Raw genomic sequence first — 14,957 nt, forward strand, 5'->3', positions numbered from 1 at the left:
GTTTATTTTTTAATAACTTTGCTCAAAAGTTGAGCGATCTGTTGGTTGATAATTGCCCCATCAAATCTTTGCCTTGCTTGTACATTGGCGGCTTGAGCCATCTTTGCACTTTGTTCTGGTTGAGCGATACAAGTATTAATCGCGGCGGCTAACTCCTTGACATCTCCTGGAGCAACTAGCAAACCTGTTTTACCCGATTCTACTAATTCTTGAGCGCCTCCAGCAGAAGTAGCCACAATCGGCGTACCGCATAGCATAGCTTCAACAATTACGCGCCCAAAAGGTTCGGCAATGGTTGACGTATGAGTAACCATGTCGCAAGTCGCCATCAAAGACGTAACATCATTGCGAAAGCCTAAAAACTTAACTCGATGTTCCAAGTTTAATTCGGCAACTTGGGCGTGTAACTTTTGTACATAATCTTGTTCGCCAAATAGCGCATCACCAATTAAAAGTGCGATCGCCTTCTCTGGACAATGAGTTAACGCTTCTAGTAGTATATGCTGCCCTTTCCAGGGCGACAAACGGCTAAAGTTGCCCACTACAAACTTATCTTCCTCTATTCCCAATTGCTGTTTGATTGCCGTAGCGGCGGGTAAGTGTTGGTACAACTCTAGATTGAAGCCATTATAAACACATTCGACAATATCTTTTCGCCCTCCGGCGGCAATAAAAGCGGCTTGACTGGCTTGAGAATTGGCAATCACCAAAGCCGCACGATTAGCTAAAGTGACCGCAATCCGGCGGTTGGTAGCACTAAAGTGATCCAATGACAAAATATCGTGCAGGTGGTATACCAAAGGACGACGACTAAGGAAACTAGCGATCGCACCTATGACTAGAGATTTTTGGGTATTGGCGTAAATTAAATCATAGTTGCGACTAAGGTTGGCGATGCGATTAATAGCAGGTAATAACTCCCTTATACTACTCAAGCCCTGCAATAACCCGCTTTCCTTACGTACTCCTATAGCTTTAGTTGCGAGTATTTGAACCGGAATCTGCTGTTTTTCTAACAATTGTCTAAAAGGGCCATCCACAAACAAGCTCACTAAACAGGTATCTCGGTAGGGTTTGGCAATGTCTAACAAACAAAGTTCCGCACCTCCTGGCTTACCGCTTTGATCTAAAAACAGAATTTTTGTCACTTTTCGACCCCTAAAAATTGCCTAGCAATCGGACGCGGAATATAACTGAGAGTCAAAGCAACCAAGGTACGGAGATTAAATTTTTGCGCGGCGATCGCCGTTTTTAAATAAGGTCTAGCTTCGGCTACTTGTCCCACCTTTAACAACCCAATAGCTAAAGTTGTGCGATCATGGGCCAATTCTTTCTCAAAATAAGTTCTAAATTCTTGCAGATTTGGATCTTCAATAAATGTTTGAAAACAAAAAATAGCTGCTCTACCTTTACGAACTTTTGCTTGGGCGTTTTTGCTACCGCTAATCATATTTTCTGATTGCTCGTGTACGCGATAAAACGCTAGTTTTTCCGGGTGATAGTAAGCTCCCTCACCGCCACGACAGCTAAGATAAACTATATAATAATCCCAAAAAACGCCAGCTTCATAGAGCTTTTCCCAGGCAACGGAGTCTCTCCGAACCACTGCTGCTGAGGCACAAAACACGGCTTTATCTATTAGACCAAGTTTATAAAAAGGTTTATAAATTCCTGCTTTTAAATCCTGCCGCCTTTCACGCCGGGTTTGATCGTCTGTAAGTTTCTGGTTGACGTTTCCCTCGGCATCAATTACATAAAAGTCACAAAAAGCTAACACTACTTCTGGGTTTGCTTCTAAGTGCGGAACGAGTTTTTCTAAAAAGTCTTTTTGCCAGATATCATCATCGTTTAAACTAGCAACATACTTACCTTTTGCTTCTTTAAAAGCATAAGTTGCATTCAACCCTACGCCCACATTTGTATCGTTTCGTCTCAACCACACCCTAGGATCGTTAAAAGCATCAACCAGTGATTGGGGATTTTCGCTACTACAATCATCAGAAACAATAACTTCAATATTTTGATAAGTTTGCTGCAATACGCTAAAAATTGCTTTTTCTAAATACTCTGGACGATTGTAGGTGGGAATAATAATACTTACTAATTCTACCGACGTTTCAGTTAGGGACATAAAATAGACTCCTGTCTACTAATTAATAGCTTTTATTAATATTTTTGGGCATTTCTACAATATCATCACAAAACTCTACTTTTTTGATGATCTCTAATGTTTACTACTTTTTACTTCAAGTCTCTCTGTTGTTTTAGTGTCCTAAATACGTTTTTAAACTTTGTATATTGCTCTGGATTTAATTTATTTTTTGCACAAATAAGTAATTTTAAACGTATATAGCTTTTGGTATATTGTAATTGAGGATAGTATTTAGAAGCTCGTTTGCTGAAATTACTTGCGCCCTGATAATCTTTGTTTTCTAAAGACTTCCAAGCTATATATAAATTCATTCGTCCATAAGTTTTGTTTTTTATAGGTTGTAGTTCCGCCGGAACAGAACTAAACATTTTTTCAATTAATCTATCAAAGTCGGGGAGAATTTCTTGAGAATTTTTAGATGAATTTTTTGAGTGTTGCCGATAATAAACTAATAATTCTTTTACTAATCCAAAATCATAGTCTTTAGCAATTCGCGCCCACATTTCCCAGTCTTCGCCAAAACGCAAAGTAGGATCGAATAATCCTACTTTATCAAAACAGATGCGACGTACCAAGGGAATGCTACCACAGGGAATTAAACTAATTTCGATTATTTCTTTTCTAATATTTCCTTGATTAAAATTAAGCTTAACTTCTGAAAGCAAGTTATTATGCTCGTCCGTTAGCATCATCCATGTAGCTACTAATCCTACTGTAGGATGATTGTCTAAAAATTGTACTTGCTTTTCCAACTTTTGTCGTTGCCACAAATCGTCAGCATCTAAAAACGCGATGTATTCTCCTTTTGCTTGACCAATCGCTGTATTTCTAGCGGTGGAAACACCTTGATTTGATTGGGAAATAAGTTGAATGCGATCATCTGTTAAAGAGTCTACCCACTGTACTATATTATCTGAGCTACCATCGTTGACAATTAACACTTCAAAGTCAGTAAAAGTCTGCTGCAAAACTGACTCAACGGTTTCTGGTAAATAACTCATTGCATTGTAAGCAGGAATAATTACAGAAACTTTTGGCATAAAATAGCTCGCTTTTAACAGTTGAGAATATTATCTTTATACCTAATTTTTTAAGTATTATCACTTAGTAATTTGCACAAACATCAAAATCCGTTGAATTTAACGAATAAATCAACGGTACTATTACTTAAGTATATAAGGATTTTTTAGGTATTAAAAAGTAACGTATAAATTTTGTGTGAGCTTTCGGTGAAGCTTGTCTAAAAATAGTTGCCCAACTTAGAGCGATTGCCTTTACAAACCAACAACGGAATTCATGAGGTTTTTAAAAATCAGTTCTTGAGGTTTTACCATGTTATTTGGGTTTGAAAAAATGGGAATAAGTTTGCTGTAATAACTTTAGATAAAAGATAGATTTTTAATCGCCCCAACGTTAGCAAAGATGGGTCTTGTTTAAAATAACTTACTAGCACTTTTGCCGCCTTCAATCCTCTTTGCGATTTCACACTATCTTGCAAGGCTTTGTACATCAAGAACTTATAAAGAAAACCCAAAGTTTGTTTTTTGAGGTGTTGCAAAGATTCTGGTGCTTGGTTGTAGGCTTGGTTAATAACTTGTAGTGAAGCTGCTTCCATTTTGGAAATATTAGCAGACATAGAGTTGGGAGATATTCTATATAGAACTTGTGGACGAGGGATAGCAACAAACTCATAGTAAGCCGCCAATCGCAGCCACATATCCCAATCTTCGGCAGAATTTAGAGATTCATCAAATCCACCGACTTTTTGTAAAGCTTGAGCGCGGATTAAAGTATTAGAACCACAAGATAAGAAATTTCCTACTAAAAGCCTTTCATATACATCTCCTTGATAAGAAGTGTAAGAGGCTGGTCTTAAAAATTGTCCCTGCTCGTCAATATGATCAGTCCAACTATACGCAACGGCTGCTTGGGGGTTTTGCTGCAAAGCGTTTAATTGCGCCTCTAACTTGTCTTTAGTCCAAAGATCGTCGGCATCCAAAAAAGCAATAAATTCACCGCCAGCATGAGAAAAACCACGATTACGACTTGCCGACAGACCAGCATTTGAATAAGAAAATACTTTAATTTTGTTGTCTTGAATACTATTAACAATTGCTAAAGTCTCATCTTGAGAACCATCGTTGACAACAATTATTTCTAAGTTTTGATAGGACTGTTGTAAAACCGATTCAATAGTTTCTTTGACAGTGGTTGCCCCATTATAAACGGGAATAACTACAGAGATTAATGGTCTATTCTCGCTCACAATACCCCCTGAATCATTTTTCTAGCTGTTTTCCCTGCTATTGACCAATTTAAGCGAGTTTGGTATTCATTAAAAGAGGAATAAGCGAGTTTTTTGTAGTCCTGATAATTATTCATCAATGATGCAATATAGTTACAGTATTCAGAAATATTTGCACTTAGGGAAAATGTTTTTCCATTAATGTCGTGCTTAATTAAAGTTGGGATACCTCCTACTTGTGTGCCGATACAAGGTAATCCAAAAGAGTTCGCTTCACAAAAAACGTGGGGAGAAAAATCTGCTCTTGAAGGTAAAATTAGAAAATGAGATTCAGTAAATAGCTTGTTAATTTTATTTAAACCTTCCCACGTGTGTTTAGGAATAAAACCTAATTTTTTTACATAACTAGGTAAAGGAATCTCTGTTTCTGGTTCGCAACCTACTACAACTAATTCCGTTTCTATCCCTCTAGAATTTAATTCTTCAGCTACTTCAAAGGCGATGTCTCCACCTTTCCTAGTCCAGTCTACACCAATAAATAATAGCTTGCAAACTTCATTGTCTTTTGCTTCTACTATATTACGAATATCATGGCGATCGCGGTTAGTTTCTAAATTTGCTCCCCAAGGAACTACCGCAACCTTAGCGGCATCGATACCATAGGTTTCAATTGCAGTTTGAGCTGCCCAATCTGACAAAAAGATTGCTAATTCACACCTTTCTAGTGCCATTTTTTCCATAGCATATAAATTATCCTGGGTTTCTTTAGTTAAATTACTCAACCACGGATAAAAATTTATAGAGGCAGATAATGGTGCATCCGTCCACAATACAATGGGTTGCTTGCATTCAAGGTGAGCAATAGGAATTGTATTTTCTGGACATAATACTATATCGGAGTTGAAGTTAGCTAACTTGGGCAAAATTTGAGCGCTGTATTTTTCTAGAACTGATGGCTCTAAAAAATAAAAATAGTCTTGTTGAAACAGCTTTTGATGTAAGTGCCACTTAAACTTATGCTTTAGCGACGGCTTAACAAACTCTAAAGGTCCAACATAATCTAAGGGTGTGGATTGTGATTCTAGAGTTTTAGCTAAATGATGACCTGCGCCACAAAGACCTGCTTTATTTGCAGGCCACTTTGTCGAATCTAAAACATCATAGCTAGTGAGATAGGCCATGCGCATAAATGTATAGTCTCCTGACTGGCGATGATTAACTATTAGCAAAAAATGTTAATTAACTTTAACATTTTACTATTTTTTTTACAAATTTAATTTGACAATAAGTTAGATGTTTTTACAAACTTAGCGAAAAAAAAGTATAAAATATCCTCCTAAATTAGGATGTTTGAGTGTTAATCAGTCTAAAGGAATAGCTATCGAGCAACTATAAGTAAAGTTTTCTGGCTTATCGGGCAAGGCTTCTGTCTGTTAAAACTAACAACAAAAAACCGAGATAGAAAGTATTTTCTATCTCGTCGGTTACTTAAATTTAATTATTGTTGGGTACTAATTTCTTTGACCTAATTCATTTTGCATATTGTGATAATTCCACAATTTGCCGCGTTGCAAGAGGAGTTCTTGATAAGCTCCCTGTTCGACAATTTTACCTTGCTCTAAGACTACAACTTTATCAGCTTTGGCAATAGTTGATAGACGATGAGCGATCGCAATTACTGTTCGACCTACCGATAGTTTTTCCAAAGATTCTTGAATTAATCGCTCAGATACAGAGTCAAGGGCGCTAGTTGCTTCATCTAGAATTAGAATTTCTGGATTGCGCAGCAACGCCCGCGCGATCGCAATTCTCTGGCGTTGACCTCCAGATAAGCGTACTCCTCGATCTCCAAGTACCGTATCAAAACCTTCGGGCATTTCCAAAATAAACTCTAAAGCATTAGCAAGTTGTGCCGCTTGTTCTACTTCTGCTTGAGTAGCATTCATACCATAACTAATGTTGTCAAATACAGAGCTATTAAAAATAAAAGTGTCTTGACTAACAACTGCCATTTGCTGGCGGACTGTATTGATATCAAACTCGCGTAAATCGACACCATCATAGGATACTTGACCTTGCAGGGGGTCATAAAAGCGCGGGATTAAATCAGCCAAAGTAGTCTTCCCCGCGCCGGAAGAACCGACTAAAGCTGTCGTCTGTCCTTTTTTAATTGTTAGGGTAATATTGTTTAGCACTAGAGAGCTAGAATCGTAGCCAAAGTCTACCGATCTAAATTCAATAGCTTGTCTTAAACCAAGAAACTGCTGCGTCCCATTGATTAAATATTTTTTGTCCTCCGTCTTCAATAGATCCATAACATTAGTAATCGACCCACCAAAACTACTTAAGGCGGCTCTGCTGCCATTGATCTCATGAATAGATGGGACAAGCCGAAATAGTGTAAATAAAAATGTTAGTAAAGAAGCTACTTCTAAAGTGCCATTAGCAACAAATACTGTGAGCGCTAAAATAATCATGCTCACTAGCACCGTAGTAGCTGCTCCTTCGGCTAGTGGTCGGACAATTGCCAAGCCCAAACTTGCTTTGATTGAGCTTTGGACTACATTATTACTAGCTCTGTAGTAACGCTGGCGTTCAAACTCTTGGGTTCCCGATGCTTGGACAGTGCGAATACCATTAATAAGTTCTATAGCTCTAGTGGCAAACTTCCCATTAGCTTTAGAGACAGCAAAACTAGCCTCTCTTACTCGCTTATTGAGCGCTGATAACCCTACACCCAAAAGGGTAAATAAAGCGATCGCGATAATTGATAGCTGCCACGATAGTTGAAAAATTATAATTCCATAAACTGCTAAGGCTAGACCTTTAGTAAAAATAAAGGCACTTAAACCAAAAGCTTGTTGCAGCTTAAAAATTTCTCCGGTAATTGTATTAATAAGTTCCCCAGAGTGGCTGGTTGAAAAGTAACTTAAACTTAATGATTGCAGTTGTTCAAATATTCTTTTTCTTAGCCTATCTACCAAATTTAACTGCGTCATTTCAGTGTAAACTTGACCTAGATAGTTAAAAACTGCTCTAATCCAAGTAGCTGTAAGTATCAGTGCCGACACTCGATAAAGCCGCTCAGTTGAAGGTTTGTCTACTCCTAAAATTGAGATATCAAACCATCTAAGACCCGTTTGAATTGGTGGTGAATCAGGGTTAACTAAACTTTGCAAGAAAGCTAGCAGAAATCCTAATCCAAAACCCTCAAAAGCTGCGGCCCCGATGGCAAAAGCTATGGCTAAAATTGCCAGTTTGGGAAAATACTTAAATTCTCGAAGAATTAGATAATTATTTTTCCAAAAAGCACTAGCTTTGAGAGAATTGCGAATAGGAACAGGAAGATGAAAACCCATGGTTATCTGTTAATAGTAATAATGGATTAGTTGATGCTACTGGAGAAAAATTTTGGTAGAGTTTGGCGCAGAATTTTTAAGTCTTTAGCCAATGACCAATTGTTAATGTAAGTTAATTGAACCCCACTAACACTACTGACGGCAAGCGGGGTTTCAATTTCCGGTAAGCCTGTAATCCCTGGCAAAGTATTAAGTTGTTTTGGCGCTAGATAGTTGACTTCTGTTAAAGCCCAAGGACGCGCCCCTACTAAACTCATTTCACCACGCAAGACATTAAATAGCTGTGGTAAATTTTGAACGCGATCACCAGTTCCGGCGGTAGTTAAAGTATTAAACTTGAGTAATTCAAATAGTTGACCGCGCGCTCCGATACGCCATTGTCGAGAAAATATTGGCGACTGAGGAGATTTTATCCATTGCCAAGCTATCAACCCTAAAATTACCGGACTGAGGATGAGAAGTAAAGCGATCGCCATAAAGAAGTCGCAAGCACGCTTTAATCGCCAGCGACTAGAGGATACGTAAGTCAGTTTTTGGATCTTAGCCGCGCGTACAAATATCGCTTTTTGAGCGTGTTTACAGGCGGTCGCCCACATTTGTAAATTTGCCGCTCCTAGAGCTGGATCTATATGAATTATTTTTACAGAGGACTTTTGCAAGCATTCTTGCAGCCTTTGCTCGTCGGCAAATTCTAAGCCCGCCTGATGAGACTGTGGCTTTCGAGCCTTGACTATCAAGTGTTTTTGCTGCCACTTCAAAGTCCAGCTAATTAACTTGTGGTCTGGTTGATCACTTACCAAGGAGTAAGTAGGTAGATTGGGAGGATTAGAGATTAACATTGTACGGCGATCGCATTTTTTATGCTTCCTACAAAAATAATTAAGCTGTTTGTCGAGCCAAAACTCAAACTTAACTTATTGAGAAAGAGTTTTTTCCAACTTTCTAAAACTGCTAAAAAATTATCATTGAGTTTCAATTCCACTCCCATTTTTATTTTTTCAATGCAACTTTCTCTTATAGTTTAATACTTTACAAACTAAAGTTACTGATTCAATGGCTACTTTACGGACTCTTTAAATAGGCTTTAGTATTGATATTATTGAAATTCAAGTATCAAACAAATTGCTAGGTAGATTGGATAATGTTATCTCATTATTTTTGACAGTAAATACATATAAAAAGACTTATTATCTACCTAAATAGGTAGATAATAAGTCTTTTTTATCAAGTTATTTTTTTCAACATTTACTACTTTTGAAATAGTAAACACTTTCAATTTATTGCCAACTTTGTTGTAAAACTACTCCTTGGTCTTTTGTCGAACTTACATAAGTAGTGCTACCGTTAGCATGATTGGCAACCACGCCGATTGTATTTAATTTACTCAACATAGCTGTGGCTTGAGTAAGTTCAGTGCGTGTTACTTTACCCATGCGTGATACTAACAATACACCGCTACAAAACGATGCCGCCAAAATAGCATCAACCATTCCTAGCACTGGGGGAGCATCGACAAGAATTAAATCGTAAGTATCCTCAAACTTTGCCATCAATTCTCGCATTCTTTGCGAACTTAAGAGACTTGCGGAGTCGGTTGGTACAGGCCCTGCCGTTAAAATATCAATATAAGCGCCGGACGATTGAATCCCTGCATGGTTTGGGGCGGTATCATCGCTTTCTAGTAACGTTGAAAGCCCTTGTTCGTTGGGTAAATTAAGCATTTGATGCAGATTAGGATGACGCAAATCTGCATCTATTAATAGTACCCGTTGATGCAGACGAGCAGCACTTAGAGCTAGTCCCAATGCTAAAGTTGACTTGCCTTCGCCAGCTAAGGCAGAAGTAATCATAATCGATCTTAAAGTTGACTCGGTGGTATTTAGTAACTGGATATTTTTATAAATTAGATCCAGTGATTCCCAAGACGGAGGCCAATTACTAACTTGAACTGTCCAAGGAGCTAAAATGTTTGGCTTGCCAAAAGGTAAACTAACAATTGGTTCGCTGGCTTTAGTTTGCGATAACTCTGGAGTTATTCCTAATACTGGAATCGAGACTTGTTTTTCTAAGTCGTCACTTGTATGTACCGCATCATCCATTACTTCCCGCAGGAAAGCCGCAACTCCACCAAGCATTAACCCAGCTACTAAACCAAGCAATAAATTTTGCCTAATATTTGGGCCAATTTGTACGCCCAAGGATGGTTTTTCTATAGCTTGCCATTCAAAGCCGCCTCTGGCAATTTCTAGACTTAATTCTTGTTGCGCTTTCAATAATTGCTGCAACTTCTCACGGTTGATTAACACGAGCGGAATCAGGCGATTGTACTCCGCTAATAAGGCGGGAAAACGATCAAACTGGCTGCGTAAATTTTGCTCGGTCTTTGCCAAACTAACATCTTGAGCTTGCAAAGCACTAAGAAGTGTTTGGACTTCTGCCAACTGACCAGTTAAATTGATATCTAGTCCTGTTCTCTGTCCTTGAGATAGAAAATTTGTATTTGCAGCGTTTAGTTGCGCCGCATCGGCACCGACCACTCGCCCTTGTTCTGATTGCAATAGCGATTGCTGATTTTGGCGTAGTTCGATCAACTTTTGCACGCCGGGATCTGCATCGGTGAAAGTTCCTCGTCTGGCAGCTAAGAGCAAATCTGTTTTTTGTAACTCATTGAGCAGCGTTTGGTAGCGTGGTGATTGGCTCAAACGCGAAGATGCTAAAGCTGCTTGCGGGTTACTACCAACTTGTTGTTGCAGCACTTTGTAGCGTGCTTCTGTATCTTGAAACTGAGCGCGCAGAGCCTGTCTTTGCTGGACTACAGAATTTAAAGAATTGTTGATAGTGGCAGCTTGTTGTTCGGGGTCAATTAAATTTTGATTTGTGCGAAAGTCTTTCAGCTGACTTTCTGATTCCTCTACCTGTCTGCGAACTCCAGGAATTTGCTCGTTGATAAACTCCAGTCCTTTTTTTAACCGTTGCTCTTGCTGTTCTCGGTTGTAAGCTTGATAAACTTGGTAGATTGTTTCTAAAACTTTTTGCGTTTTTACCGGATCGTTGCTGACGTAATCTGCTTGAACAATTTTTGTATATTTTGCATCACTTTCTTCTTCGATGACTGGAGCTAAAAGTAGCGCTCTTTTGACTTCTTTGATAGTAATGCTTGGATACTCAGGTCTAAGCAAATCTACCGCTCTTTGAATTAGCAAGGTACTACGCATAACGTTAATTTGGGTTGCGTAGTCGATTTCCACATTCGGATCGGCAAATTCTGATTCCGATGGTTGAACGTCGCTTCTACCTTTGTAGTTTGCTTCGATCAAGATTTGCATAGTGCTTTCATAAGTGGGTTCTGCCGTCAAGCTAACAACCGTAGCTATTGATAAGACACCTGCTAATACACTTAGTAACCAGTAGCGGCGGCGACTTAAAACTGCAAATAGTTGGCCGTAACCTGGCTCGTTCTCAGTCCCAATGTTATTATTTTCAATTACTTTTACCATAAGTTTTGCTCCAGGGTTAAGACTTTACTATATTTATCAAACTAAGCGGCATTGCATACCTCAGCAACTACTCGGTCGATTTGGTTAAAGAAAGCAACTTCAGAAAAATTAGAAATTGCCCAATTACGAATATCTTGATAATCCCAGGTAGTTTGCTTTGCTTTTAAAAGGGCAGCTTGCAACGCATCGGGTGTTTGTTTGGAGAAAAATACTCCAGTTTTTCCCGGTATTTGTGTATCTAGTACGCCGCCTGCGCCATAGGCTATTACAGGAGTTCCACTCGCATTTGCTTCTATTGGTACTAACCCATAATCTTCTAAAGCGGCGACTATTACAGAACGAGCTTTCGCCATTAAACCTGAGCGTTCGCTATCAGTTACATGACCTAAAAATTGGATATTACTTAAAGCTTTTGATTGCAAGCGCGACTTTTCTGGGCCATTGCCAATTATGATTAACGGCCATCCCAACCAATTGAAGGCTTCTATAATTACATCTATACGTTTATAACCAATTAATCTCGCTGACGCTAGATAGTAGTCTTTTTTGCTGTCGGAAAATTCAAAATTATTGGTGTTGATTGGATAGTTAATAACGATCGCCTGCTTGCCGTAATTTTCCCGAACTCGCCCCGCTACGGTACTAGAATTAGCAATGTAAAAATCTGGCTCCTGGGCATACTTCAAGTCTACTTTCCTCATTGCCGCAAACATAGCTTCGATAACTGGGTAAAAATATCGATAATTTCCGTATTCTCGCAGATAAGTTTTTGTATCCCATAAAAATCTAGTTACGTTGTGACAAAAACAAATGTGCTTGGCTTTGGGGTTTTTGCGAACGGCTTTAGCAAAACTGGTGGTGCTGCTGATAATTAAGTCATAATCTTGTAGGTCTAGAACGCGAAAAGCTGGAAAATATAGTGGTGCTAAAAGCCTAAAATACTTAGCTGCTCCTGGAATATTTTGCAAAAAAGTTGTTTTGACTAAGCGTCCTTCCAAATCAATGCTGTTGTCTGGATCGTAAATTGATGTAAAGATATCTGCGTCGGGATAATGCTTACAAAGTAGCTCAAAAACTCGCTCTGCGCCCCCTGGCTGTGTTAAGTAATCATGGACTAGAGCAATTTTCATATATCTACAAAATCTAAGTATTATTGCTTACGAAATTTAAAGTCAATATTAGTTTAATCTACCCGGAATGCTATCGAAATATGCTTTGATTTCTGTTACCACCAATTTCTGCTGTTTTTTAATACTTAGAAGTAAAATGGTAGCTTTTTTCACAAAATGACACCTATATCTAAAGATATAGGTAGTAATGATACTCGATAAACGCCTGTATCCAAGCAAAGTGGAATATTTTGATACTTTAGAGCAGTGCATAAATTTTCCTACTTATTTACAGTTATAGGTAAAATCCGCCGTTCAATTTACATATTACTGTAAAGAGTTTGTAATGAAACTGTAAAATCACAGATGCTATGTAGTTAGTTTAAGCCGTGGCTAGTCGATTCTATTGAGAAGTAGTAAAAATTACAAAATGACTTGGAAGCGATCGCTTTAATTAATTTTGAGTAGCTAGACCTAACTATTTTATGCTATTGTTAACGATCTCTTGCAGATTTTGGCATTGTAGTATGTCTTCTTGCGGCACAATTCAAAGCGTGTATACAGATGGAGCTTGCACTGGCAATCCTGGCCCTGGGGGTTGGGGCGTAGTTGTTTACTACACAGATAAATCAGTGCGCGAATTTGGCGGCAATGAAAAGCAAACGACCAATAATCGTATGGAGATGCAGGCAGCGATCGCAGCATTAACTTTTTTAACCGAAACACCGCCCACAGAACCAATAACGTTGTATACCGATAGCGAATATTTAATTAAAGGTGTAACTCAGTGGGTAAAAAATTGGAAAAAAAAAGGCTGGAAAACCGCCACTGGTAAGCCCGTACTAAATCAAGACCTGTGGGAAAACCTCGACCAATTGAATAGTAAATTGGTATTGTGGCAACACGTCCGGGGTCATGCGGGAAATGTGGGTAATGAAAGGTGCGATGCGATCGCACGGGCGTTTGCTAATGGAAAAACCTTATCGCTACAACAAGGCAAACCAAACCTCCCACAAACAACAGAATTAGCTGAAAAAAAAGGCGACAATACCGCCACTAACCCAACTATCCAACCTAACTTGCTGGTTGCAAAAACAACAAATATGGATTCACCAGCCCCAATAAATACTCATGCAGACGAATTACCCCGCGAGGTCAAAGTGGGACAGTTGCGCCACTTGATTGATACGCTGCGTATAGCGGAAGAAATTGCGACCAAAGGCTACCTAATTACAAGTTCCGAACTTGCCGATTTGATGGATGTCCACGCCAGCGCCGTCACCAGTCGCGGAGACGAGTGGCGCTGGCGCAACTGGATTGTGTCGAGAGTAAGACGAGAAGGCAATCAAATTCTGTGGGAATTAGAACGAGGAGACGATGTTAGTTCGGCAACTAGCTATAACTCCGACCCCGCCACTGAGTAGGAATACGGTTAGCAGACAAGAAAATTCGCAGTACCGCTAAAGGATCGGCAATGGGAGAAAGCCAAAATAACCAGCCGCCTTTTGCCGTTGAAAAGTCGTAAGTAGAAGCAATAGCTAGTAACAACGCCCAGCGAATCGCCAAAAGAAAAGAATTTAAACCTAGTAAAAGCAGGGGTAAAAGCGCTGGGGAATGCTGCATCAAGCTGAAGTAAAGGACAACAAATAAAGGCAATCCTTGCACCGATAACAGTAGCCATAAATCGCCCCAAACTTGAGCCATTGACGACGCATCTTTGAGATCGAGACTTCGCCCCCATTCTTTCCAGGTTTCTAATGCGCCCTCATACATTCTTACCTTGAGGACTTTTGAGCCATCTAAGAAGCCAACTTTGAAGCCAAGAGAGGCGATATTTCTCGCTAAGGTGACATCATCGCAAAAAGACGACTTTGCGCTGGTATAACCCCCTAATTCTGCTAAAACTGAGCGACGGCATAAAAAACATTGTCCGTTTGCCATCACTCGTTCGGCAATTTCGCTATCAACTCCAGCGCTTTCAAATCTATACAGCAAAGTCATTAACAGCGCTGGTTGCAACCAACATTCTCCAGGATACTTAAGGATAAATTGCGGCGATAATGAGACTAAATCGTAGCCTTCTGCCATAGCAGTAGTAACGAGTCCCGCAATTAATCCCGCCCTTGGCTGAGTATCCGCGTCCATGCCCAAAATCCACTGACTTTGCTCGGAACTATAAAGAAATCCATTGTGCAAAGCCCAAGGACGACCGATCCAACCTGTCGGTAAAGCGTCGTCATTTATTAACCGAAAACGTGGATCTTTTTGTCCTGCTGCTTTGACAAGTTCTGGCGTTCCATCAGAGGAGTAGCTGTCTACAACAATAATTTCCCGCACTTCATAACTTTGCTGACTTAACCCAGTTAAACAAGGACTAATTCGTTCTGCTTCGTTCAACGTCGGTACTACTACGCTGACGTTTGCCAAAAGGTCTGGGGTTGCCCTACTTGGTTGAATCGGTGGGTGACGACTCGCTCCTTTTACCAACCGCGACAGCAAAACTGCCGTGGCTGGTAATTGAATTAGTAATATTCCAAAAGCAAGCCCACTTTCTACAGTCAACCAGTCACTCACAATTTATTGTCCAATAATTAC

At 39.5% G+C, this 14,957-nt stretch carries 12 protein-coding genes; 1 reads left to right on the top strand and 11 read right to left on the bottom strand.

Going from position 1 to position 14,957, the window contains the following annotated elements; translation table 11 throughout:
• Nucleotides 1–2: 2 nt before the first annotated feature.
• The 10 genes from SYN7509_RS0200285 to SYN7509_RS0200330 form a co-directional block, all read right to left on the bottom strand.
• Nucleotides 3–1,148 carry a glycosyltransferase family 4 protein gene (locus tag SYN7509_RS0200285; RefSeq protein ID WP_009632480.1) on the bottom strand — a complete coding sequence of 382 codons (1,146 nt, stop codon included), beginning with the start codon at nt 1,146–1,148 and terminating at the stop codon, nt 3–5.
• The gene (locus tag SYN7509_RS0200290; RefSeq protein ID WP_009632479.1) at nt 1,145–2,131 is read right to left on the bottom strand and encodes a glycosyltransferase family 2 protein; all 987 of its coding nucleotides are present in this window, start codon (nt 2,129–2,131) and stop codon (nt 1,145–1,147) included. The genes SYN7509_RS0200285 and SYN7509_RS0200290 overlap by 4 nt, the downstream gene beginning before the upstream one ends.
• Nucleotides 2,132–2,241: 110 nt before the next feature.
• Nucleotides 2,242–3,192: a glycosyltransferase family 2 protein gene (locus SYN7509_RS0200295; RefSeq protein WP_009632478.1), complete on the bottom strand. Its 951-nt coding sequence runs from the start codon at nt 3,190–3,192 to the stop codon at nt 2,242–2,244.
• 287 nt (nt 3,193–3,479) lie between these two features.
• The gene (locus tag SYN7509_RS0200300) at nt 3,480–4,418 is read right to left on the bottom strand and encodes a glycosyltransferase (RefSeq protein WP_009632477.1); all 939 of its coding nucleotides are present in this window, start codon (nt 4,416–4,418) and stop codon (nt 3,480–3,482) included.
• Nucleotides 4,415–5,584 carry a glycosyltransferase family 4 protein gene (locus SYN7509_RS0200305; protein WP_009632476.1) on the bottom strand — a complete coding sequence of 390 codons (1,170 nt, stop codon included), beginning with the start codon at nt 5,582–5,584 and terminating at the stop codon, nt 4,415–4,417. The genes SYN7509_RS0200300 and SYN7509_RS0200305 overlap by 4 nt, the downstream gene beginning before the upstream one ends.
• A 324-nt stretch (nt 5,585–5,908) precedes the next feature.
• A complete protein-coding gene (gene hepA / locus SYN7509_RS0200310) occupies nt 5,909–7,756 on the bottom strand; it encodes a heterocyst formation ABC transporter subunit HepA (protein ID WP_009632475.1) in 1,848 nt (615 codons plus the stop codon).
• A gap of 26 nt (nt 7,757–7,782) precedes the next feature.
• Nucleotides 7,783–8,595: a heterocyst development glycosyltransferase HepC gene (gene hepC, locus SYN7509_RS0200315; protein ID WP_009632474.1), complete on the bottom strand. Its 813-nt coding sequence runs from the start codon at nt 8,593–8,595 to the stop codon at nt 7,783–7,785.
• A complete protein-coding gene (locus SYN7509_RS30000; protein WP_009632473.1) occupies nt 8,589–8,744 on the bottom strand; it encodes a hypothetical protein in 156 nt (51 codons plus the stop codon). The genes hepC and SYN7509_RS30000 overlap by 7 nt, the downstream gene beginning before the upstream one ends.
• Before the next feature lie 289 nt (nt 8,745–9,033).
• Complete coding sequence (locus tag SYN7509_RS0200325) at nt 9,034–11,253, bottom strand: GumC family protein (RefSeq protein WP_009632472.1); 2,220 nt, start codon at nt 11,251–11,253, stop codon at nt 9,034–9,036.
• 41 nt (nt 11,254–11,294) lie between these two features.
• A complete protein-coding gene (locus SYN7509_RS0200330) occupies nt 11,295–12,383 on the bottom strand; it encodes a glycosyltransferase (RefSeq protein WP_009632471.1) in 1,089 nt (362 codons plus the stop codon).
• A 506-nt stretch (nt 12,384–12,889) separates the two neighbouring features.
• On the opposite strand from SYN7509_RS0200330, the gene rnhA reads away from it, so the two are divergent.
• Nucleotides 12,890–13,786 (top strand): ribonuclease HI, encoded by an 897-nt coding sequence (rnhA, locus tag SYN7509_RS0200335; protein ID WP_009632470.1) that lies wholly within the window; start codon nt 12,890–12,892, stop codon nt 13,784–13,786.
• Here rnhA and cruG read toward each other — a convergent pair.
• The gene (gene cruG / locus SYN7509_RS0200340; RefSeq protein WP_009632469.1) at nt 13,755–14,936 is read right to left on the bottom strand and encodes a 2'-O-glycosyltransferase CruG; all 1,182 of its coding nucleotides are present in this window, start codon (nt 14,934–14,936) and stop codon (nt 13,755–13,757) included. The two genes, rnhA and cruG, sit on opposite strands and share 32 nt — an antisense overlap.
• Nucleotides 14,937–14,957 lie beyond the last annotated feature (21 nt).

The sequence above is a fragment of the Synechocystis sp. PCC 7509 genome (assembly GCF_000332075.2).
In the GTDB taxonomy this organism is placed as follows: domain Bacteria; phylum Cyanobacteriota; class Cyanobacteriia; order Cyanobacteriales; family Chroococcidiopsidaceae; genus Aliterella.